Below are 21,802 nucleotides of genomic sequence, written 5' to 3' on the forward strand. Positions count from 1 at the left end.
TATGTATTCTCGTTCGATTGATATACACGATATTGATGAGGGTGTTGACCGCAAGCAACTCACACAACTCAAGCAACGCTTTCTGGATTTAAATACAAAGCGCTACACGCGCACCTGCGCGGCACTGACTGAGCGCCAACAACAATTTCTACAAGCGTTACCGCTCTTGTTTCATGTTAACCACCCGATGCTGCCCGGTTATATTTCTCACAGCACACCTGCAGGCATTTATCAATACACACCCAATAATGACGAATTGCGTCTGGCAAAAATTCTGGCGCGCAGCTTTCAATACAATCGCGACCTTACTGAAAAACAACCCGCGATTGATGCGCTTTTTGTGATGGGCAGTGTGGGCACTATTGCCCAAAGCGATTCAAGCGATTTGGATATATGGGTGTGCCACAGTCTCGACCAGAGCCATCCTTTTTTACCTGAACTAGAACGCAAGTGCCAACTGATTAGCCAGTGGGCCGCCGTGCAGATTCACTTGGAAGTACATTTCTTTTTAATGCGCAGCGATGAATTTTCTGGCCAACGCCGCCAATCACTAAGCAGCGAAGCCAGCGGCTCAGCGCAACATTTTTTATTGCTCGATGAATTTTATCGCACAGCCCTGTGGCTCGCCGGAAAATATCCACTCTGGTGGTTTATTCCCGCATCACAAGAACACAATTACAACAACTATCGCGATAAATTATTAGGTAAACGTTTTCTCAAACAGGAAGATGTTATTGATTTTGGCGGTCTGCCCACTATTCCCACCAATGAATTTATCGGAGCAGGAATTTGGCAACTATATAAAGCGATTGAATCACCTTACAAGTCCGTTTTAAAACTACTGCTATTGGAAGTTTATGCTAGCAGCGAGTTAAATAATGAACACGCCAGCCATACGCAAACACTTGCCACAGATACATCATCAGGTATTAACCTATATCAAGACAGCATCAATGCAGCGCTTAGCCGACAAGAAGATACAACGAGCGCGATTGAACAAAACCAACCTCTCACCAGCGAGCCCTTGGCGCTCAGTTTTAAACGCGCACTTTACGCGCAAGAGCCAGATGCCGATACACTAGACCCTTATGTAATGGTGTATCGCCACATTGAGCAATATTTACAACAACACCATCAATTGCAGCGGCTGGATCTGGTGCGCCGCTGTTTTTATTTTAAAGTGAATAAACCTCTGTCGCGCACCAATCGCCAACCTAACAAGTCCTGGCAGCGAAAATTATTGGAGCAGCTAGTAAAAGATTGGCACTGGTCATCTCACCAATTGCATATGCTCGATAACCGCGCCTACTGGAAAGCTCCCCACGTGATTGCCGAGCGCGCGCTGTTAGTCAATGAACTCAACCATAGTTACCGCTTGCTGAATGAGTTAAATAAACACCAACAGCATGATATAGCCATCAGCAGCGATGAAATAAATATTCTCGGGCGAAAACTGCACGCGGCATTTGAGCGCAAGGCGGGAAAAATTGAATGGATTAACCCCGGCATATCGCGGGATTTAAGTGAAGACAACCTGTGTTTTATTCGCGAAGAGAACGATAGCGGCGAAAGCTGGCAAGTTGTACGGGGAAGCCAACATGATTTAGCACTGCGCAATATAGATGTAGACCCAATCAAACGGTCGCGCAGTTTATTGGAACTGCTGTTCTGGTGCCATGCAAACGAAATTTTAGCGAGTCACACCAAAGTCGATATTATTGGCCGGGATTTTTTCCTAAGTGCCAATCAAAAGCAGCAACTTATTCAAGCAATACAACAGTGGTTACCCGTGCCACTGGCAGTTGATCATCAACAATTTACCCGCGCTGCAGCTATCGAAAAACTTTTAATCATCGTCAACACCGGCGTTGAACCACAAGCGGATCTGCATAAAAAGGGTATGCAAATGCTCAGCAGCCAAAACGATGCCCTTGGCTATAGCGGCTTGCGTGAAAACTTGATGATTAGTGCCGATATTATTCAACTTAACTCCTGGGGCGAATTAATTTGCCGCCACTACCCAGTGGATGCATTAATTAATTGCCTGCAACATTATTTCCGTTTATTTCCACCGGGCAAACAATTTAGCTTGCCCGAGTTGAGTGTGCGCTGCTTTAGCAGTGGCCAAGGCAACAACATCACCCAGCGATTGACCGAATTGTGGCGCGACTTAATTAGCTGCTATTACTCCGGCACCCATCCACGCAGCTGCCGTTATATTTTAGAAATGGGCGATGAGTATTTACTACTGCAATTTGTACAACAGCAACTGCAAATACAGCGTTTTAAACACTACGATAAACTATTAGAAAAATTAGCTCAGGCACAAACTGATTTCAGCCCCATAGTGATTGATCGCTATGGCCTGCGCGATAAACCTTTGCGCATTATTTGCGCGCAGATCAAACAGCGCGGCATCTATGTTTTTTATCAACTGGAACATGGCCGGGCACGCATAACCATTGTTGATGAAAAAGGTTCAGTATTTACCACACACACCGAATACCACAACCAACAGACACTGCTGCGCCCACTGATTAATTTTATTAATGCCGCAATGCGGCGCCAATTATTAGATGGCGACAACAGCGGCACACTGCCCGACAGTAAAGATATTGCCATCTACGAACTGGTCGGCAATATAAAACAGCAGCAAGGCCATGCCGAGCGCAGGCAACTACAAAGTGATTTAAGCCAACTGCATTTTATTAATATCAAAGCAATTGCCGAAATAGATGCAGAGCAACGTTTGCGCTTTACCATTTTTTGCAACGAACAAGAATTTTCTGCATTGGCCTATGGCAATAAATTATTTAGCGCAGTAGCAAGTTATATTATCGGTCGTCGCCAGCATGGTGAACGCTACCCCTGCTACATTACCGATCTCGACCTATCCCTCTGCCACGAGACCATAGCACAGCAAACTGGTGTGCAACTTGGCCACTATTTACAACTCAAAGCCGAGCTGGAAAACAAACTAAATACCGCACTCAGTGTTTTATAAAAACCACCTTGGCCAGTTCAACACTAATAAATAGGCTTTTATTGATCCAACAGAAATTGCGTTCGAGCCATTTCTTGACCATTGATCTGAATAGCAAGCTGATGCTGACCGGCATAATAACGACGAGTAGTGATAGGTTTAAACGAGTGTGTTTTAGTTATCACCACTGTTTCATTTTTAGCTAGCAGGATATTCTTTAATTTAAATACCTTGGGTGCCAGCTTGCCGTTAGCCTTCATAAAATAGACCACATAATCCACTACCAAATTCTGCGCAATTGTTCTGCCGCTCAGCGTGAATGAAAACGCTATTGCATCACCCAACTTGATGTGCTTTTTATCCAACTGAATTTCACTCACCAGCACATTGGGTTTTGCCGCATAACCCAATAATGGGAACACCCGCACATCACCAGCTTTTACCAAACTGCGCAAACCATGTTTTACAATCCAATCGGTATGCTCGTGCGTATCAGCGAGCCAACTGCGACACAAATCAATCATCCACTCAGGATTGTCTTTACTGATATCGTTGAGATTATTGGCCACCGACCGGCGCACATATAAACTCTCATCGACCTTTAATGTTTGTAAAATAGTCCGCAGCGGTTCTGGGTTGTGAATAAATTGCGGCAGTCGCATACCCCAGGGCAAACGTGGTCGCGTTCCTTCGGACGCTAAACGGCGCACATGTTCCGATGGATGTTTGCACCACTGCAATAATGTTGCGTAAGTCAATTCCGTGTGTTGTTGGATAAATGGGCGAATCGCAAACTCTGCACTGAACAGGTGGGTTAACTTCTCTAGCAGTTGCAGCGCCGCTTCAGGATGTTGCAAACCATGTACCGCGACATAATCAATCAGTGGCCAGGCGGCAAAACCAGCCTTAGCATCTGCTGCACTGCCCCTATCCCACACCTCAGGCAATTTCTGCAAGTGTTTACTGAGTTGTTTAAATGGCAAATCATAATGGCGATGCAATACCGCAATCAGGTGATGCACTCGCGCCTTTAATTCCAGCTCATCCAGACCGCGCTCAGCATCTTTCTGAAACGCTTTGGCATTAAAACCCGGCACAACCAATGCAACACTGTTAGCGATACGTTTGATTGCATGGACACCCAAACCATCTTTCATCAACGGACTATTATCGGTATCGCTCACTGAGCCTATCTCCGGTTAAAAATGGCAAGCATAAAAAAAGCTGCTGTCAGATTTTGGCAGCAGCTTTTAACCAGCATTCGTTAAATAATTAACTCAACGCTAACTGAATATTAAAACAGGTTCCGTTTTTATCATCTGATGTGACAGCCATTTGGCCGCGATGATGATCGGTGATGATGAAGTAGGAGTAGGAAAGGCGTTGCTCTACCGGACAGGTAGACTCGTGTTTGGTGATGGCAAAAAATGGCTGAAAGATATCCAGCTGCTCTGTTGGACTCAAACATTTTCCGTTGTGTTCGATTTTAATCCAGAGTGAGTCGTAAAATTCGCCGATCTCAATATTGATCCAGGGTTTGTTCTTGTCATCCCAGACTTTTGAGTTGAGGGCATAAAACGCATTGCGCATCAAGCGCACAAATACTTGCTCCAACTCTGCCGGAAAACAGGGAATTTGCGGCAGCGTAGCGGCATAATTGCGGCGAATATTGATGTGTTTAAATGCGAGACTATCAACATCGGTAAATAATTTTGTCGCCAGCGCAATACTACGATCCATAATTGGCGGCACATCGGCAAGCTGCTTGGTATCGCGATGGCTACCGGCAAGATCCAACAAGTTCTGTGCAATCGCCGTAGCCTGATGCGCGCTCAACCGCACGGTTTCAACTTCTTGCAATAAAAATTCTTTTACTTCTCCCAACTCCGCTGCTTCAATTTCCTGCCGCGCACGAGTGACGCGCGACAAAATAGTTTGCATCGGCAAGCTGATATCGTACGCCATGGCTGACGCCAGTTCGCCCATCGCCGAAACCTTATCGCGCTCGGCGACTTTATTTTCAGCGTTTACTTGTTTGGTGACATCGGAAATCAAAATCACCAGGCCGGTGTCGTTTTTGTGGTCGAGTGGATAAAGAGTGATATCAAAACTGTATTGGCCGCGCTGTGCATGTTTAAGGTTCAGCGTTTCACCTGACTCCAATACCGATTGCACCTGCTCCTGAGTGAGGGTGATAGCGGCATAGGCTTCCCATAAGTTTTTGCCTACAACATCCTTAAATGGCCGCCCGGTAATCTCTTCTGCTTTTTTGTTCCACTGGGTGATTTGCAAGGCTTGATCCAAACCAATCAACATCACCGGCATAGAATTAACGATGCTGGCAATGTATGCCTCGCGCGCCCGCAGCTGCTCAGTCGTCTCCTGCAATACTGCGGTGCGATGTGCGACGCGATCTTCCAGTGTTGCTTTAATATTGGTCAACGCGCGATTGGCGCGCATGGAGCGCAGATGCGCCCGGATTAAAAAAATTAGCACTATCAACAGCGAGAGAATCAATACGCTAGCCGTGGTATTGGCAACATACTGCCATTTGGTGCTGCCATCTTCTTCGCGAAATACGGCGAATATATCGGCAAATGCGCTCATGCTTAGACTGGTCAGTGCGATTAGGGCCAAAAGGTACTTCATGGAGGGGAATCTCGTAGGTGCAAATAGGCGAATTTTACAAGATCAGCTGCGCCAATAGCTATGATTCCTTAGCAAGCGGCCATAAACATCAACGAATGACAGCAGACTAACGCAGATCAAGCAATTTGTACGATGGGGGAAGCAAAAGCCCAATACTGGGCTTTTGCCTGGGTAGGCACGGGGGGCTTCCTTATCCTGAGCAATTTTTTCTGTCTGGCATGTGTTTATTGGTGTTATTCCCCAAGGCGATTGCCTCTACACCAGACTCACTGAAACTATCGCAATCGCATTCATGCGGATCTTATTATTGTTGGTATTTTTGCATAGGCATTGGCATCGCCTTATTGTTTGCAATTCAACAAACAATGGCAAAAATATAAAAACAAATTACCCCTTACATTGCATTAACGGTGAATTTGTTTCGGGCGCGCACGCCCTGTGTAAAAACAGATGCGGCATTATTATTGGTTATTGTTATGCACCAGAGATTAGCGGCGCCATTATCCAATTTCATACAAAAAAAACCGGAACAAGGTTCACAGCAACAACAATAATTATCTTGCCCAATCCGTCTAAAAATCTGTCGCACACCAAAAAACATCGAATTCCTTTACAGTTTTGAAGCAATTGGCGATCTAGCTCAAGCCTCAAACGATAACCTTGCAACAACTAACTCAGGGTCGAGCACACAATTTATGAAGCAACCTCCAAAAAATGCAAACACACTCGCAAAATAAACATACCTTTGCCAACATGGCGCACCAATTCACCTCCCGTACAATTAGGATGAATTGACCCATCACGCACTCGACGGCACTGAATTTGCACAAGACACTTGTATAAAATTAGGTGAAGCCTTGCGCTCGATCAACTAGACCCAGCATTCACTGGCTACACTGATAAAATTGCTCACGTCAGTCGCTACACTGATTGTGCCAAGTAGAGTTATTCGTTCATGGAGAGTATTGAATGACGACAAGTTGCGTCTTAAAAGTTGCCATCGCCAAAGCGGAACTGAAGCTGCGCAGCGAGGATAGAAGTGAATAGTATATATATCGCACTCGCGGCATTATTTGGCGTAGTGGTGGTGATCGCCGCCGCCGTGCACGTCAACCGAACCAACCAAAAACTGCGCAACATGGTGCGCTTGATGCGCAGGGCAGACGTCTGGCAGCGCGGCCACAACAACGTGCTGGCGCAAATTGTCGCCGACGATGCACTGGAAGATATATTGCTCGGCATTGTTGTGGGCGTGGAATACATAAAGCCGGAGATGACTTGCAGTATTTTGCTGCTCGATCACACCACCAATACGCTCAAAGTAGTCGCGGCGCCGAACCTGCCTGATTTTTACAACCAAGCCGTAGATGGACTGCCTGCCGAGCGCGAAATTGGCTCCTGCGGCATGGCCGTTACTAGCGGTCAACGGGTGATTGTGAGCGACATTCAAGCTCACCCAGCATGGGTAGAAGCACGCGAGCTAGCCACCAAAGCTGGCCTTGCCTCCTGCTGGTCCGAACCCATTATCAATCATCGCGGCGAGGTACTCGGCACTTTTGTCATCTACCAAAAACAAATCGCGGAGCCCAGCGCTGAAGACATCAAACTGATTGAAGAGTCTGCCTATCTGGCGGAGATTGCAATTGAACGAAAATGGGCACTAGAGGCACTGCGCGAAAGCGAGGAGCGCCATCGCAAATTGGCGCAGCACGATAGCTTAACCGGGCTACCCAACCGTGCGCTATTTTCCGATCGTTTAAATCAGGCACTACATTATTGCAAGCGCCACCAACGAGTGCTCGCGGTGATGCTGCTCGACCTCGATAAATTCAAACCCGTTAACGATCAATACGGTCATGCACTTGGCGATGAATTATTAAAACAAGTGGCGCGACGATTACTAGCGGTAGTCCGCACCTCGGATACGGTTGCCCGCATTGGTGGCGACGAGTTTGTCATTTTGCTGCACCAAATTGATGACCTTAATCAAGCGCGCGCAGTGAGTGAAAAGATTCAACTAGCACTCGGCGATTTGTTTTTAATCGACGACCATCTAATCCAAATTGGCTGTAGTATCGGCACGGCATTTTATCCTAACGATAGCAGCGACCCACGCGAACTTACCCAAATTGCCGATCAACGCATGTATCAACAAAAACACGCACAATCTGCCCAAACGGTTTAACTACTACTCAATAAAAAAGGGCAACCCATTGGGTTGCCCATTAAGCCGACTCATGAAGCAGTCGAAGAAGAAGGGGAAGCTCACACAAAAACTAACAATTGCACAACACAATTTCCATACAGGAAATTACGCCTGCACTTGCACCAAACCATCGTCTACACGCACTGGATATACTGCGACTGTATATTCAGGTTTTTCCAGGCATTCGCCGGTACGTAGATTATAGTGCTCTTTATACAGTGGCGATGCCACTACCACCTCATCACCAATCGAACCAATAATGCCGCGCGACAATACATTGGCCTCACCGATGGGGTCGTAATTTGATATTGCAAAAACTTCATCTAAACGGCGCGAGCGAAAAATCGCTACCTGTTGATTATTCACCAGGGCACAAACGCCGGTATCAGGAAAAAGGTCATCTATTTCACACACACTAATCCAGGGTTTTTCGCTCATGATATTTCTCACTGAAAAGTTTCTTCGTAGCCCTTATGGCGCCTTGCGCAATACGGGAAAAAATTCAATCGGCAAGTAAACCCCGCACTTCGTTAGACTCCATGCGGGCTACTGATAGTTAATCTACCAACTCAACAAACTGAATACTGCTATTGGTGCGCTCCAGTGCAGTTGCCGGGCGAATTTGTTCGCGCTCAACCACATAGGCAAGATTGTTATCCGGCACATCGGCATTGATGAAATGTTTGAAGCGTTTTTGCAACTCTTCACTTTCCACCGTGGTTTTCCACTCGCACTGGTACTGGCTGATGTTGTAAGCCATTTGCTCTTCCAGTTCCGCACAGAGACCCAGCTTGTCATTGATCACCACTTGTTTGAGGTAATCCAAACCACCTTCCATATTCTCCATCCATACCGAGGTACGCTGCAGACGGTCACCGGTGCGAATGTAGAACATCATTACGCGGTCGATATATTTAATTAAGGTGGCATCGTCCAAACCTGTGGCGAATAAATCCGCGTGACGTGGGCGCATACCGCCGTTACCACACACATATAAACTCCAACCGGTTTCAGTGGCGATAACACCAAAGTCTTTGGATTGCGCTTCCGCACATTCACGGGTACAACCCGACACACCAAATTTAATTTTGTGCGGTGCGCGTACACCTTTGTAGCGATTCTCCAGCGTGATCGCCATGCCAACTGAATCCAATACACCGTAGCGGCACCAGGTTGAACCAACACAGGATTTCACCGTGCGCAATGATTTACCGTAAGCGTGGCCCGTTTCAAAACCGGCATCGACTAATTTTTTCCAAATTGCGGGTAACTGATGCAATTGCGCACCAAATAAATCGACACGTTGACCACCGGTAATTTTGGTATAGAGCTTGTATTCTTTAGCAACTTGACCAAGCGCGATTAATTTATCGGGCGTAATTTCACCACCTGCAACACGCGGCACGATGGAGTAGGTGCCATCTTTTTGCATATTGCCCAAGAAAATGTCGTTGGTATCCTGCAGGCCTATGTGCTTTTTATCCAACACAAATTCATTCCAGAAAGCGGCGAGAATTGAGGCCACTGCTGGCTTACAAATTTCACAACCCAAACCGTGGCCATGCTGATCCAACAAATCATCAAAGGATTTAATTTGTTTAATGCGCACTATGTCGGCCAATTCCTGACGCGAGTGCGGAAAGTGTTCACAAATATGATTGCTTACTTCTACCCCGAGCTTCACTAACTCGGCATCCATCACTTGTTTGGTTAATGCTGAACAGCCACCGCAACCGGTAGAGGCTTTGGTAACGGCTTTAATGTCGCCCATGGTGCGCGCACCGTCTTGCACTGCACAGCAAATCGCGCCCTTGCTCACATCAAAACACGAACAGATCATCGCGGTTTCTGGCAAAGCATCTACACCAATGGCCATGCCTGCGCCATCAACACTGGGCAGAATTAAACAGTTGGGGTCTTCCGGCAAATCCATGCCGTTCACACACATTTGCTGCAAAGTACCATAGGCTTCAACATCGCCTACCAATACTGCGCCCAACAATTTTTTATTGTCAGCCGATACAATCATGCGCTTGTAGACTTCTTCTACATCGTTGCTGTAGGTGTAACTTAATGAACCGGGAGTTGCGCCGTGGGCATCACCGATTGATGCCACATCGACGCCGAGCAATTTTAATTTGGTGCTCATATCGGCACCCATAAATTGTTCGCTGCCACCAGTGATATGCGACAGAGCGACTTTTGCCATTTGGTAACCTGGGGCAACCAAACCGTAAATACGATTATTCCAGAGTGCACATTCACCAATTGCGTACACATCATCCAAATTCGTTTGGCAATTGTTATCGACTACAATACCGCCGCGCTCACCTACTTGAATGCCGCACTTGCGCGCGAGTTCGTCTTGCGGGCGAATACCAGCAGAGAACAAAATCATATCGGTTTCAAGATGGCTGCCATCGGCAAAGTTCATGCGGTAGCGCGCTTCAGTACCGGCGACAATTTCATTGGTCGCTTTTTGCGTGTGTACTTTTACGCCGATTGCTTCAATTTTACGGCGCAATAATTTACCGCCGCCTTCATCGAGCTGTACCGCCATCAACCGCGGAGCAAACTCCACTACGTGAGTTTCAAGGCCAGCAGCTTTTAATGCGGCCGCTGCCTCCAAACCGAGCAGACCACCACCCACCACTACACCAATTTTGCTCTGTTGTGCCGAGCGAGTAATGGCTTCCAAATCTTCAATGGTGCGATACACCAAACAGTGCTCACCGTTATTGCCGGGAATAGGAGGAACAAATGGGAAAGAACCCGTCGCAAGAACTAATTTGTCGTAACCTTCACGGCGACCCGATGCAGTGATCACTTCTTTGTTTTCAAAATCCAGATCGACCACTTTATCTTTCAGGATAAATTCAACAGATTTTTCGGTGTAGTAATCTTCGCTGGTGAGCATCAGATCTTCAGCGGTTGAACCGGAAAAATATTTTGAGAGCTGAACGCGGTCATAGGCAAGGCGCGGCTCCTCTGAAAAAGTAATGACCTGGTATTGATCCGCATCGGCGTGATTCACCAGATTATCGATAAACTTATGCCCTACCATGCCGTTGCCGACTACTACAATGCGCTTCTTCATATCTGCCTCACGGTCGTGATTTTTTGTATTAAATAACTTTGTATTAAATAACGTTGTATTAACGAATAAGAAATAAACTAAAAAACAATCAAGCCAAAAGGTATTGGGTTTCAGCGACATGCGCTTGTGCTGCATGCTCCTGTATGGCCAGCTGTAATTTTTCTTTCATGCGCACCACTTCGCCGACAATAATCAACGCCGGTGATTGCACCTGCTCGCGTAGCACCGCAGCGGGAAATTCATTCAAGCTAGAGATAATGTTGCGCTGATCTTTGCGGCAACCATTTTCGATAATGGCAACCGGCGTATCGGCAGCTAAACCACCGGCCAATAATTTGCTAGCGATTTCGTCGGCGCGAGTCAGCCCCATATAAAACACCAGGGTGTGATTCAATTGCGCCAGCGCATTCCAATTTACATCCAAACTTTTTTCTGCATGACCGGTAACAAAAGTACAGCCTTGCGACAAACCGCGATGGGTTAGGGGGATATCGGCATAGGTGCTGCAGCCAGAGGCAGAGGTAATACCTGGAATCACTTCGGCTTCGATACCGGCGCTGCGCAATTCCAATAATTCTTCGCCGCCGCGACCAAACACAAAAGGGTCGCCACCTTTTATGCGGCACACAGTCAAACCAAGCTGTGCCTGCTTAACTAATAATTGATTGAGATCTTCTTGCGCGATGCTGTGTTGGTTTTTTGCTTTGCCAACATAGTGCGCGGGAATATTTTTAGGAAAGAGTGCGCGAATATCGGCGCTAACTAAATAATCGTAAAAAATAATATCAGCGGTACTGATTGCACGCAGTGCTTTCACCGTTAACAATTCAGCATCACCAGGACCTGCGCCTACCAACCAGACCTTGCCTACGCGGGATTTTTTAGCGCGGTCATTAGCATCACTGCGCTGTTTCAGCATGGCAGAAGGAAGAGTTTCTATGCTGGCTTTGAAAAATTGGGTCATGGCATACACCTGCTATTGGGTTACAGGTGTATATTTGCAAGCTCAGTGCCAGATCGCACAAAACGCAAAAAAAAATTATTTTCCCTTATGTTTCATATGCTTATAATTGAAAACAAAGTCAGTAACCAGCGCAGCCGATTTAGCCCTTCTATTCATAACGCGCCGCAGTGAATTTAAATGGTGCAAAGCTGCACCAATGAACAGCAAAATAGCCTTTTTGCTTTTTTACAAAATGCACCATATAAAAACATTGTTATGGTGCACGGCGCACCACATAAAAACATTTTATAAATTTTAGGTAGATTTCAGGTGAATAACTGGCTATTCAGGCTGGATGTGATTACACAAAAACCTAAGGGAGCGGTAATTAAAGGTGTAGAATTTTAAAAATCCCCATTTTGGGACAGGGTTTTTAGAGGCCTCCGCCCAGGCGCTGGAAAAGCTGGCCAGCCGATTGCTAATCACAATGCTGCTGCCCCACTTGAAATGGCCAGATCGAATTGCCTTGAGTGAAATGGATAGCATCGCTAGAGTGCCTCATCTTTCTGGAATCAGCTTCTTTATATATGCAGTTAATCGATAACTTTGGCCGAACCATCAATTACGTGCGCCTGTCAGTGACTGACCGCTGCGACCTGCGCTGCGTGTATTGCATGGCGGAGGAAATGACTTTTCTGCCGCGCGCCGAAGTATTGAGCATTGAAGAATTAGCAACACTGGGCGAGACCTTTGTTGCACTGGGCGTAACCAAATTGCGCATCACCGGTGGCGAACCCTTAATCCGGCGCGGCATTGTTGATCTGCTAGCGCGATTAGGGCAATTGCCCGGCTTGGCCGAACTGTGCCTGACCACCAATGGCACCCATCTACCCCAGTACGCACAGGCAATAAAAGATGCGGGAGTAGACCGTATTAATATCAGCCTTGATAGTCTCAACCCCGAACGCTTCCGTCAACTCACCCGCGTGGGCGACATCAAACAAGTGCTGGCGGGCATTAAGGCTTCACAAGCAGCAGGTTTTAAACGCATCAAACTCAATTGTGTTGCACTCAAACACTACAATGCCGATGAAGTGCCCGCACTGGTGCAATTTGCACTAGATGAGGGATTGGATATCAGTTTTATCGAAGAGATGCCACTCGGCCGAATCGATGAACATGGCCGCGCCGCCGAATTTGTCAGCAGCGATGAGTTGCGCACACGCATCAGCCAACATCATTCACTGCAGCCAGTTGCTGCCAAACAAGACAACGCCGGACCCGCGCGCTACTGGCAAGCAAGCGGTTATGATTCACAGATTGGTTTTATCTCGCCCCACTCCAATAATTTTTGCAGCAGCTGCAACCGCGTGCGCGTCACCGCTACCGGAAAATTATTGTTGTGTTTAGGTCAGGAAAATAGCGTGGATTTGCGCGCAGCTTTACGTGAAAGTGAAAATCCGCATAGCGAAGTGCGCACGCGCATTATCAATGCTATGCAACACAAGCCAGAAAAACATACGTTTGATTTAGATGATGAACCGCAAATTGTGCGGTTTATGAATATGACTGGAGGTTAGAGTGTCATCCCAAAAAGAATTTGAACCCTTAAGTATTTGTGTACTCACCGTCTCCGACACCCGCACGTTGGAAACCGATACATCCGGCCAAAAACTGCAAGATCTATTAACCACAGCAGGCCACAGATTGCACGATCGCAAATTAGTGATAGATGATATTTACCAAATTCGCGCCGTGCTCTCCAACTGGATTGTTGATACACAAGCGCAAGTCGTTTTAATTACTGGCGGCACGGGGTTTGCGGGGCGCGATTCCACGGTCGAAGCCGTAACACCTTTGTTTGATAAAACCGTCGTGGGGTTCGGTGAATTATTTCGTCAGGTGTCTTACGAAGAAATTGGTACATCAACGATTCAATCCCGCGCGACTGCAGGGTTTTCCAATCGCACCTTAATTTTTTGTTTGCCCGGCTCAACCGGTGCCTGCACCACCGCGTGGGAAAAAATTATCAAAGAACAATTAGACAGTCGCCATAGACCTTGCAATTTTGTTGGGCAGTTACAAATTAATAAGTAATATCCATCTTCTTCACCGCCGAGTTACCTCCGCACTAATTTAATGCCACCCGATAACCTTGATGCATTGTTTTGGTGAGCGCGATAGCACACGAACATTGTTGCTCGTGTGTTTTTTGTGCTTTTGTCATATCAATCAACAAAACCCCATCCTTTTGTAAAAAAGTGCTCGCCCCAAGGTGACTGGCAAGCTAATTGCAATTCTCTGAATCCATGCCTTAACAAGGTGCTACTGATGTATTTGTGAGCAGGTCTCCATGAATAATTCGTTACTGATACATACAGCAGTGCCATCACTGCTGGCAACCATGGATGCCTTAACACTCGAACCGGATTTCCAAATTTTCTTTAAAAAAGCGGCTGCGGCCGTGCGCGCATTATTGGGCGCCGACGGCACTGCTTTAATTTTACTTGATGATGATAACCAGACCTTTGAATACAAACTATTCGAAGGTGAACAACAGCATTTACTGAATGGATTTAAAGGGTTGCGCTTTTCAGCTACGACGGGAATTTCTGGCCGTGTATTAACGAGCAAAACCAGTATTTTTACGCGCGACTACCCCAATGCACCAGATGCTATGGAACAACTAATCGACGCAGGATTGCAATCCAACCTGGTGATCCCGCTTATCTCTTCCGACAAAGTATTAGGTGTACTGGCATCCTCCTGGTTTGCACACACCAATTCTGTTGCAGACATTTCCCCGCAATTATTGACGCTGGCAGAGCGCATTGCCAGCCAGATTGCAGTCGCTTGTCACCGCGAAAAACTGGAAGCGCAACTGCGCGCGCTTGCCACGATTGATCCACTGACAAAGTTATTAAATCGCCGCGGAATTTTACAGTGCGTCGATGACAGCTTGGAAAAACTGCATCGCTACAATCGCCCATTTGCTTTATTTTTTATCGACGTAGATGGGCTTAAATCGGCCAATGATCACTGGGGGCATGAGACTGGCGATGTGCTATTGCGCGATGTCGCCCAGCGTTTATCGGACGTAGTGCGCAAAGGCGATCAATTAGGTCGCTTAGGGGGTGACGAATTTTTAATTATCGCCGAGTGCGACGCATCCCATATCGATATTTTAGCCAATCGCTTTTTACAAGCATTGCGCATCCCCTATGGCACAGGGCGTAAACGCGGGCGCTTAAGTGGCAGCATTGGTGTGGTGCTGGCACCACAAGATGGAGTCGATGAAATTAATTTACTGCGCAAAGCCGATGCGGCCATGTATGTCGCCAAAAGCCAAGGTGGCGATCGTTTTCAGCGCGCTTCGGTAAAAAGCGAATTGCCACAAGAAACACAAATTTCGATTGTAGATGTTGAAGGCGCATTGGAACGCAACGAATTACAACTGTGGTATCAGCCTATTTGTCAGTTAAACGATTTATCGTTAGTCGGTTTTGAAGCACTGTTGCGCTGGTGCAAACCAGATGGTGAAATCATCAGCGCCGGGCCACTAATTCAAACATTTGAATCCGCGCGCGGCGATTTGGAATTCCGTTTAGGCAATTGGGTTTTGCGCGAAGCCGCACGGCAAATGCAGTTGTGGAGTAAAAACTCACTGGCACCCGATATTCATATCAATATTTCACCGCGTCATTTTTTACATCCTTCATTTTTAGCGGAATTACAAACACTCTGCGAGCAACAACAGGGCTTTGGTGCGGCCTTAATCATAGAAATTACCGAGACAGCAATGCTGGAAGATTTGGAGCGCGCCAAACGTATAATGCTGCGCTGCCGCGATTTAGGTGCGCGCATGGCGGTAGATGATTTCGGCACTGGCTATGCATCACTCACCTATATAAAACGTCTGCCGCTCGATATGATCAAAATTGATCGTTCATTTGTAGCGGAGCTACCTGTTAACAAAGTGGATTGGGACATTACCCAAGGCATAGTCTCAATAGCCCATGCGTTGGGTTTAGCGGTTGTCGCCGAAGGGGCAGAAGCATTTGAACAGATAGGTAGCTTGCGCGAATTGGGCTGTGATCAAGTGCAGGGTTATTTTATTCATCGCCCCATGCCCTTTGATGATGCCAATGCATGGTTGCAACATAAGTCTTTGCGTGCAACTACAGACCAATACAACGCAAAAAAAGTAAGTAAAACAACAAAGGCTATTGCTAATCAGGAAAAAGGAAACGCCCTCTCCAGATTAACAACAGCCTTTAGTGTTCCGCAAGAATTTGTTGATCCTCGCTTTAGTGTTGCGCAGCGCAGTAAAAATCGCTCGGCTTAAATACCCTCGCCGTCAATTAATAATGCACAGGCAAACGTTTAAGCATGGCTTGGCGGGCGTTGATTAAATCTTTGTAGGTTTGAATCATGGTGAAATTCACCTGCGCCCCATTTAATTTTAATTCGGCGAGCTGGCGCTCGTAATCGGAAATTTCGCGCATTAATTTATCGCGCATCAAATCAGAGTGAGTGGTATTAAAATCGGCCTTTAAATTTTTGCTTTGTCTTCTCATTGGTAACGCTCCCTAAGAACAAAATACTGAATATCGTGTAGCGGTATCGCGTAACGCTAGCGGGAAAAAATACTGGGTAAACTGCAGCGCGATGTTTTGGTTCCCTGCCTTATGAAGACTAGCCTAGAAGCGCCGTCATGAGCCAATTTAACTTAGAATATTTTATTCTCGGCACTATGAAAGTTTGGTTATAAAAGCAGCGGCATTGCCGCTGCACTTAATAGGTGCATTAGCAATACCAATCGATTTAATGCACCAGCTCATCAGCGACTAATAACCGCTCCCAGCAAAAATGCCTATCCCCCAGCGCATAAAAATGAGGATTAATTAAATCGTCTCTATTGTTGTAAACCAGTGGTTGTAAAGTGGGGGTAGCACAGACCACTTGCCCGCCAGCCGCTTCCAGCACCGCTTGCGCTGCGGCGGTATCCCATTCGCAGGTCGGCGCCAAACGCGGGTAGAAATCTGCTTGCCCCTCCGCGATAAGGCAAAACTTGAGTGAACTGCCAGCATTGGTTGTCTCTATCTCACCCGGCCAATTGCGGGTGATTGTCGCCATCAAGTCCACATTGGCCTGAGTGCCGTGGCGATGACTCAACAATACGGTTAAGGATTGTTTCTGTGAAAAGCGTTCCAGCAGCGGGCGCACCGCTATCCGCTCAGGATTGCCCCCATGCTCATACTTAAAAGCACCGATGCTTTCGCTCATCTCTGCATCCAATACACCGAGATAAGTAATGTCGGTGGCAGGCACATGCACCACACCCAACAGCGGGCGGCCGCGCTGGATCAAGGCGATATTGACGGTGAACTGGCCATTGCCTGCAATAAATTCTTTGGTGCCGTCGAGTGGATCAATCAACCAATAGTTTTCCCATAAGTGGCGGTCGGCAAATTCCGGGATATCGCCCTCTTCCGAGATCATCGGCAGCGGTAGCAACGCAGGTAACTCCGCACTAATCAAGCTATGCGCGGCCAAATCCGCCGCAGTAAGGGGCGAGTCATCACCCTTCTGTTCAATGTTGTAACTATCGCGATTGTTATAAATAGCCATAATCGCCGCACCGGCGCGACGACTGACATCAACCGCACGAGCAATTAACTCAGGGCTAATAGGGTGATTAGTCATTATGTGTGACCTCGCTAGAGGATAAGTCCAACACCGGCTCAGCCGCTTGATAATTGCCCGCCAGCCATTCGCGCACCATAAACAGCGCGGCGATACTGCGCCCTTCGCACATATCGGCGCGAGCAATCAGTTGCAGCAAATCCGCGAGCGGATAAGGCACCACCTCAATTGGCTCCGGCTCATCGCCCTCCAAACGCTCGGGATAGAGATCCCAGGCAATGACGATGTTAATACCGTGCTCCATATAAGCAGGCGATAGATTGATGCGTTTGAGAAATTGCAGTTTGCGCGCGCCGTATCCCACTTCTTCTTTCAGTTCGCGGTTAGCCGCCGCCAGCAGAGTTTCACCCTGATCTATAGCACCTTTGGGCAGCGCGAGGTGGTAATCCTCGATTCCGGCGGCATATTCGCGCACCAAAAGCACCGTATTGTCGTCGAGCAAGGGTACAATAAGCACCGCCCCCGGCCCGCCGGAACAGAGTTTCTCGTAGGTGCGCTCTTGGCCATTGCTAAATCGCAGGTGCAGCTCATCGGCGCGGAATAATCGGCTGCGCGCAACAGTCGCGCGCTTCAAAATACTGGGCTTGGTCGGCATAAGTCGTAGAGTACAGTTCGCAGAAAGTGATAGAGACAATTTTATGATCAATTGGGACTTAATAGATACTGTCATGCTGGATATGGATGGTACCTTGTTGGATCTGCATTTCGATAATTATTTTTGGCTGGATCACCTGCCCCAGCGCTACGCGCAAATTCACAATGTAGATCTGGCCACCGCACGACAAAAATTAGCGGGTGATATTCGCCAGCACGAAGGCACACTGCAATGGTACTGCCTGGAATTTTGGTCCAATGCGCTGGATGTGGATATTTCCAGCTTAAAAGAAGAAGTGAAACACAAAATACAAATTCGCCCTCAGGTTGGCGAATTTTTACAGCGCTTGCGCGCTTGCGGCAAAAAAGTATTGTTGGTGACCAATGCGCACCCGCAAAGTTTGTCGCTCAAAATGCAAGTGACAAAAATCGATCAATGGTTGGATGTGATTATTTCATCGCACGAATTTAAGGAGCCAAAAGAATCACAAAAATTCTGGCAGGAATTACAAGCGCGCGAGCAGTTTGATCCTGCGCGCACCTTATTTATCGATGACACTGTGCGCATTCTCGACTCCGCCAAAACCTTCGGCATTAAACATTTATTGGGTATTCACCAGCCCGACAGCAAAATTGAACGCCGTATGGAGGAGTATCCTGCGATCCATCATTTTGACGAAATTATGCCCTAGGAAAATCTATTGATGAGCACACAACTGCATGAGTAAACAGAAACACGAGCAAGCTGATGACGATAAAATCCGCATCGACAAATGGCTATGGGCCGCGCGCTTTTATAAAACCCGCAGCCTCTGCAAAGAAGCCATCGACGGTGGAAAAATCCACTGCGATGGGCAGCGCATCAAACCCAGCAAAGAAGTGACTGTAGGTTTGGTATTAACCATACGCCAAAATCTCGATGAAAAAATTGTCGTGGTGAAAGCACTTTCCGATCAACGCCGCGGCGCACCGGAAGCAGCGCTGCTCTATGAAGAGACGGAAGAAAGTAAAGTCCAACGCGAAAAACGCGCCGCTGAACGCAAAGCCGGGCTGGGTAGTTACATCATCAGCCACCAGCGCCCCAGCAAAAAAGATCGCCGCCATATTCACCGCTTCCAGCGCATTAATTTATTGGGCGACGAAAACTAGAATTTATTGTGAAGAGATTAAACAATGCCAAGCAATGATTTATTACACCGCTTTTTATTTGACGACTGCGACGTGCGCGGAGAAATAGTCACTCTGGGTGACAGCTATCGCGAAGTGCTCAGCCACAACCCACAACAACCCGCCATTCACCGATTGCTGGGGGAATTTCTCGCTGCAGTAGGATTATTATCCAGCACCTTAAAATTTGACGGCAAAATTATTTTGCAAGCGCGTGGCGACGGTGCCATCTCTACCATTATGGCGGAATGTAATCATCACAATAACCTGCGTGGCATAGTGCGTTTAAATAGCGAAATAGAACTGAGCGAAGACATTGCGATTCAAGGTAATTTGCAACAATTGCTCGGCAACGGTGTGCTGGTGATTACCATTGAGCCGCAACGCCGCGAAAACTTTAGCGGCACCATTGAGCGCCACCAAGGCATAGTCCCTATGGATGCCGATAATCTTGCCGGCTGTTTGGAGCATTACTTTTCACAATCTGAACAGCTCGCCACTAAAATGTGGTTCGCCGCCAATGAAGAATCAGTGACCGGATTTTTGATTCAAGCACTGCCACAGCAATTAATTACTAACGAAGAAGACAATCGCGACAAGTGGGAAACCATCATCACCCTCGCAAACACGATTAAATCAGATGAGCTACTAGAGCTGGATCATTCAACTGTGTTGTATCGCTTATTCAACGAGCAACCACTGCGCCTGTTTGAACCAAAAGCCTTGCGTTTTGCCTGCAGCTGTTCACGCGAACGCAGTGCAGATGCGCTACTGACTATAGGTAAAGAAGAGGTAGAATCATTATTGGTAGAGAAAGGCAGCATTGATATTGACTGCCAGTTCTGCAATCAACACTATCATTTTTCTGCCGAAGAAGTGCGCGGTTTATTGGGTGGTGATGTGCTGCATTAAATTTATTAATTTATCTGTCGTCATACCCGCGTGGCGGGTATCCAATTTTTAAGACATTGACATAGTGGATACCTGTTTTACGAGGATGACGACTCCCTTTATATAACACCCTACGTAGGGAGCAAAGGCTACCCTCAGCCATCTAATCTCAAACAAAAATATCCAGCACCAACACACCGAATAACCCCATCACACCAATAATTGTTTCCATCAGCGACCAGGATTTAAAAGTATCTTTTATACTCAAATTAAAATATTCCTTATACATCCAAAAGCCTGAATCATTTACATGGGAACACATCAAACTACCGGCACCAATGGCCAATACCATTAAGTTTGGATCGGCACCGGTCAGTGGAATAATTGGTGCAACAATGCCCGCCGCGGTTAAACCTGCAACTGTCGCAGAGCCCAGTGCGATACGAATTACCGTAGCAATTAACCAGGCTAACACCAACGGATTGAGCGCAATATTTTGCAGTGAATGTGCTAACTGCTCACTCACTCCGCTAACCACCATTACTTGTTTTAATGCACCGGCACCCGCGACGATTAATAAAATAACAGCGATATCTTTAATTGCATCGCTGTAAATATTCATTACCTTGCCAATACTCATTCCGCGCTTTAATCCTAGCGTCACCGTTGCTATAGCGAGCGCGATCATCAACACGATCATTGAGTTACTTAATAGCAGTACAACAGGTGCGGCGGCAACTTCGGTAGGTAAGCAATAAACGGCGATGCTGCTCAATGCAATTAACATGACCGGCAAAAGTGCAGTCAGAAAACTATTTGCAACGCCTGGCAATTCATGTTCAGGTAAATCAGACGGTTTGAACGTTGCCATAGGCACACTGTGTATAGATTTTAACCGCGATGAAAAAATTGGCCCAGCAACAATCATGGTTGGAATAGCCACCATAATTCCATAAAACAATGTAGTGCCCATACTTGCACCAAACTGTGGAATCAATGCAACAGGTGACGGGTGGGGCGGCAAAAATCCGTGTGTAACCGAGAGCGCAGCGAGTAGCGGAATTCCTAAATAAACGGCGGGTAATTTGGTTTGATACATTACCGAAAAAACCAGCGGCACTAACAAAACAAAACCGACATTGTAAAACAACGGAATGCCCACAATAAAACCGGTGAGCATTAGCGCCCAGGTGATATATTTTGGCCCGCACCAACTCATTAAACTGCGGCTGATTTGTTGCGCGGCACCAGACTCGGCAACCAGTTTTCCAAACATGGCGCCGAGGCATAAAATAATCGCCAGGGATCCCAGCATGCCACCGATTCCAGCCTCAATTGTGGCCGGAATTTTATCGAGCGGAATACCCAGCATTATCGCAGCGGATATTGCCGAAACCAGAAACGCGAGAAAGGGATTGAGTTTTAATCCGGTGATGAGCACTACAAGGATCAGGATTGCTATGACGACTGCTGCTATAGCCATGGATTTTCCTATTATTTATTTGTTATTTTTTGGAATTGCTTATCTGAAAAATTCGGATCGCACTCCGACACACTCTTTGAGAC

The 21,802-nt window shown here is 47.0% G+C and carries 17 protein-coding genes; 8 read left to right on the forward strand and 9 right to left on the reverse strand.

Annotated features, from left to right (window positions below; genetic code table 11):
- Window position 1 precedes the first annotated feature (1 nt).
- Entirely contained in the window at window positions 2–3,004 is a 3,003-nt protein-coding gene (locus tag AWU77_RS14365) for a class I adenylate cyclase (protein ID WP_062064684.1), read from the forward strand.
- Window positions 3,005–3,042: 38 nt separating this feature from the next.
- On the opposite strand, the gene AWU77_RS14370 is transcribed toward AWU77_RS14365, so the two are convergent.
- Window positions 3,043–4,167, reverse strand: a complete 1,125-nt coding sequence (locus tag AWU77_RS14370; protein ID WP_062064686.1) for a hypothetical protein — start codon at window positions 4,165–4,167, stop codon at window positions 3,043–3,045.
- Window positions 4,168–4,255: 88 nt separating this feature from the next.
- On the reverse strand, window positions 4,256–5,632 hold the full coding sequence (locus tag AWU77_RS14375; RefSeq protein WP_062064688.1) for a PAS domain S-box protein: 1,377 nt from the start codon (window positions 5,630–5,632) through the stop codon (window positions 4,256–4,258).
- Between the two features lie 1,039 nt (window positions 5,633–6,671).
- Here AWU77_RS14375 and AWU77_RS14385 point away from each other — a divergent pair.
- Window positions 6,672–7,817, forward strand: coding sequence for a sensor domain-containing diguanylate cyclase (locus AWU77_RS14385; protein WP_062064692.1), 1,146 nt, complete (start codon window positions 6,672–6,674; stop codon window positions 7,815–7,817).
- Window positions 7,818–7,943: 126 nt separating this feature from the next.
- Here AWU77_RS14385 and nirD read toward each other — a convergent pair whose 3' ends face one another.
- The 3 genes from nirD to cobA all read right to left on the reverse strand — a co-directional run bounded on the left by nirD (window position 7,944) and on the right by cobA (window position 11,854).
- Entirely contained in the window at window positions 7,944–8,276 is a 333-nt protein-coding gene (gene nirD / locus AWU77_RS14390) for a nitrite reductase small subunit NirD (RefSeq protein WP_062064694.1), read from the reverse strand.
- A 118-nt stretch (window positions 8,277–8,394) separates the two neighbouring features.
- Window positions 8,395–10,935 (reverse strand): nitrite reductase large subunit NirB, encoded by a 2,541-nt coding sequence (nirB, locus tag AWU77_RS14395; RefSeq protein WP_062064818.1) that lies wholly within the window; start codon window positions 10,933–10,935, stop codon window positions 8,395–8,397.
- A gap of 88 nt (window positions 10,936–11,023) precedes the next feature.
- On the reverse strand, window positions 11,024–11,854 hold the full coding sequence (cobA, locus tag AWU77_RS14400) for a uroporphyrinogen-III C-methyltransferase (RefSeq protein ID WP_062064821.1): 831 nt from the start codon (window positions 11,852–11,854) through the stop codon (window positions 11,024–11,026).
- 611 nt (window positions 11,855–12,465) lie between these two features.
- Here cobA and moaA point away from each other — a divergent pair.
- The 3 genes from moaA to AWU77_RS14415 all read left to right on the forward strand — a co-directional run bounded on the left by moaA (window position 12,466) and on the right by AWU77_RS14415 (window position 16,223).
- The gene (gene moaA / locus AWU77_RS14405) at window positions 12,466–13,458 is read left to right on the forward strand and encodes a GTP 3',8-cyclase MoaA (RefSeq protein ID WP_062064696.1); all 993 of its coding nucleotides are present in this window, start codon (window positions 12,466–12,468) and stop codon (window positions 13,456–13,458) included.
- Between the two features lies 1 nt (window position 13,459).
- Window positions 13,460–13,975: a molybdenum cofactor biosynthesis protein B gene (gene moaB / locus AWU77_RS14410; protein WP_062064698.1), complete on the forward strand. Its 516-nt coding sequence runs from the start codon at window positions 13,460–13,462 to the stop codon at window positions 13,973–13,975.
- Between the two features lie 256 nt (window positions 13,976–14,231).
- The gene (locus AWU77_RS14415; RefSeq protein ID WP_062064700.1) at window positions 14,232–16,223 is read left to right on the forward strand and encodes a bifunctional diguanylate cyclase/phosphodiesterase; all 1,992 of its coding nucleotides are present in this window, start codon (window positions 14,232–14,234) and stop codon (window positions 16,221–16,223) included.
- Between the two features lie 16 nt (window positions 16,224–16,239).
- On the opposite strand, the gene AWU77_RS14420 is transcribed toward AWU77_RS14415, so the two are convergent.
- From AWU77_RS14420 to nudE, 3 genes are all read right to left on the reverse strand, one after another.
- The gene (locus AWU77_RS14420; RefSeq protein ID WP_062064702.1) at window positions 16,240–16,455 is read right to left on the reverse strand and encodes a hypothetical protein; all 216 of its coding nucleotides are present in this window, start codon (window positions 16,453–16,455) and stop codon (window positions 16,240–16,242) included.
- 247 nt (window positions 16,456–16,702) lie between these two features.
- On the reverse strand, window positions 16,703–17,584 hold the full coding sequence (gene cysQ, locus AWU77_RS14425) for a 3'(2'),5'-bisphosphate nucleotidase CysQ (RefSeq protein WP_062064704.1): 882 nt from the start codon (window positions 17,582–17,584) through the stop codon (window positions 16,703–16,705).
- The gene (nudE, locus tag AWU77_RS14430; RefSeq protein WP_062064706.1) at window positions 17,577–18,179 is read right to left on the reverse strand and encodes an ADP compounds hydrolase NudE; all 603 of its coding nucleotides are present in this window, start codon (window positions 18,177–18,179) and stop codon (window positions 17,577–17,579) included. Before nudE ends, cysQ begins: the two co-directional genes overlap by 8 nt.
- A 43-nt stretch (window positions 18,180–18,222) precedes the next feature.
- Between nudE and yrfG the strand changes: the two genes are divergently transcribed.
- Genes yrfG through hslO form a run of 3 tightly spaced genes read left to right on the forward strand, consistent with a single transcriptional unit; the run spans window position 18,223 to window position 20,257 of the window.
- On the forward strand, window positions 18,223–18,870 hold the full coding sequence (gene yrfG, locus AWU77_RS14435; protein WP_062064708.1) for a GMP/IMP nucleotidase: 648 nt from the start codon (window positions 18,223–18,225) through the stop codon (window positions 18,868–18,870).
- 28 nt (window positions 18,871–18,898) lie between these two features.
- On the forward strand, window positions 18,899–19,327 hold the full coding sequence (locus tag AWU77_RS14440) for an RNA-binding S4 domain-containing protein (protein WP_062064710.1): 429 nt from the start codon (window positions 18,899–18,901) through the stop codon (window positions 19,325–19,327).
- Window positions 19,328–19,351: 24 nt separating this feature from the next.
- On the forward strand, window positions 19,352–20,257 hold the full coding sequence (gene hslO, locus AWU77_RS14445) for an Hsp33 family molecular chaperone HslO (protein WP_062064712.1): 906 nt from the start codon (window positions 19,352–19,354) through the stop codon (window positions 20,255–20,257).
- Between the two features lie 148 nt (window positions 20,258–20,405).
- Here the strand turns inward: hslO and AWU77_RS14450 are convergent, their stop codons facing one another.
- On the reverse strand, window positions 20,406–21,719 hold the full coding sequence (locus AWU77_RS14450) for a gluconate:H+ symporter (protein ID WP_062064714.1): 1,314 nt from the start codon (window positions 21,717–21,719) through the stop codon (window positions 20,406–20,408).
- Window positions 21,720–21,802 lie beyond the last annotated feature (83 nt).

It is taken from the genome of Cellvibrio sp. OA-2007, assembly GCF_000953825.1.
GTDB lineage: Bacteria > Pseudomonadota > Gammaproteobacteria > Pseudomonadales > Cellvibrionaceae > Cellvibrio.

Coding starts and splice junctions, on each gene's coding strand:
- AWU77_RS14365 (WP_062064684.1), top strand. CDS start 2: ATGTATTCTCGTTCGATTGATATACACGATATTGATGAGGGTGTTGAC.
- AWU77_RS14440 (WP_062064710.1), top strand. CDS start 18,899: ATGAGTAAACAGAAACACGAGCAAGCTGATGACGATAAAATCCGCATC.
- AWU77_RS14415 (WP_062064700.1), top strand. CDS start 14,232: ATGAATAATTCGTTACTGATACATACAGCAGTGCCATCACTGCTGGCA.
- AWU77_RS14420 (WP_062064702.1), bottom strand. CDS start 16,455: ATGAGAAGACAAAGCAAAAATTTAAAGGCCGATTTTAATACCACTCAC.
- hslO (WP_062064712.1), top strand. CDS start 19,352: ATGCCAAGCAATGATTTATTACACCGCTTTTTATTTGACGACTGCGAC.
- nirD (WP_062064694.1), bottom strand. CDS start 8,276: ATGAGCGAAAAACCCTGGATTAGTGTGTGTGAAATAGATGACCTTTTT.
- AWU77_RS14375 (WP_062064688.1), bottom strand. CDS start 5,632: ATGAAGTACCTTTTGGCCCTAATCGCACTGACCAGTCTAAGCATGAGC.
- moaA (WP_062064696.1), top strand. CDS start 12,466: ATGCAGTTAATCGATAACTTTGGCCGAACCATCAATTACGTGCGCCTG.
- nudE (WP_062064706.1), bottom strand. CDS start 18,179: ATGCCGACCAAGCCCAGTATTTTGAAGCGCGCGACTGTTGCGCGCAGC.
- cysQ (WP_062064704.1), bottom strand. CDS start 17,584: ATGACTAATCACCCTATTAGCCCTGAGTTAATTGCTCGTGCGGTTGAT.
- yrfG (WP_062064708.1), top strand. CDS start 18,223: ATGATCAATTGGGACTTAATAGATACTGTCATGCTGGATATGGATGGT.
- cobA (WP_062064821.1), bottom strand. CDS start 11,854: ATGCTGAAACAGCGCAGTGATGCTAATGACCGCGCTAAAAAATCCCGC.
- nirB (WP_062064818.1), bottom strand. CDS start 10,935: ATGAAGAAGCGCATTGTAGTAGTCGGCAACGGCATGGTAGGGCATAAG.
- AWU77_RS14450 (WP_062064714.1), bottom strand. CDS start 21,719: ATGGCTATAGCAGCAGTCGTCATAGCAATCCTGATCCTTGTAGTGCTC.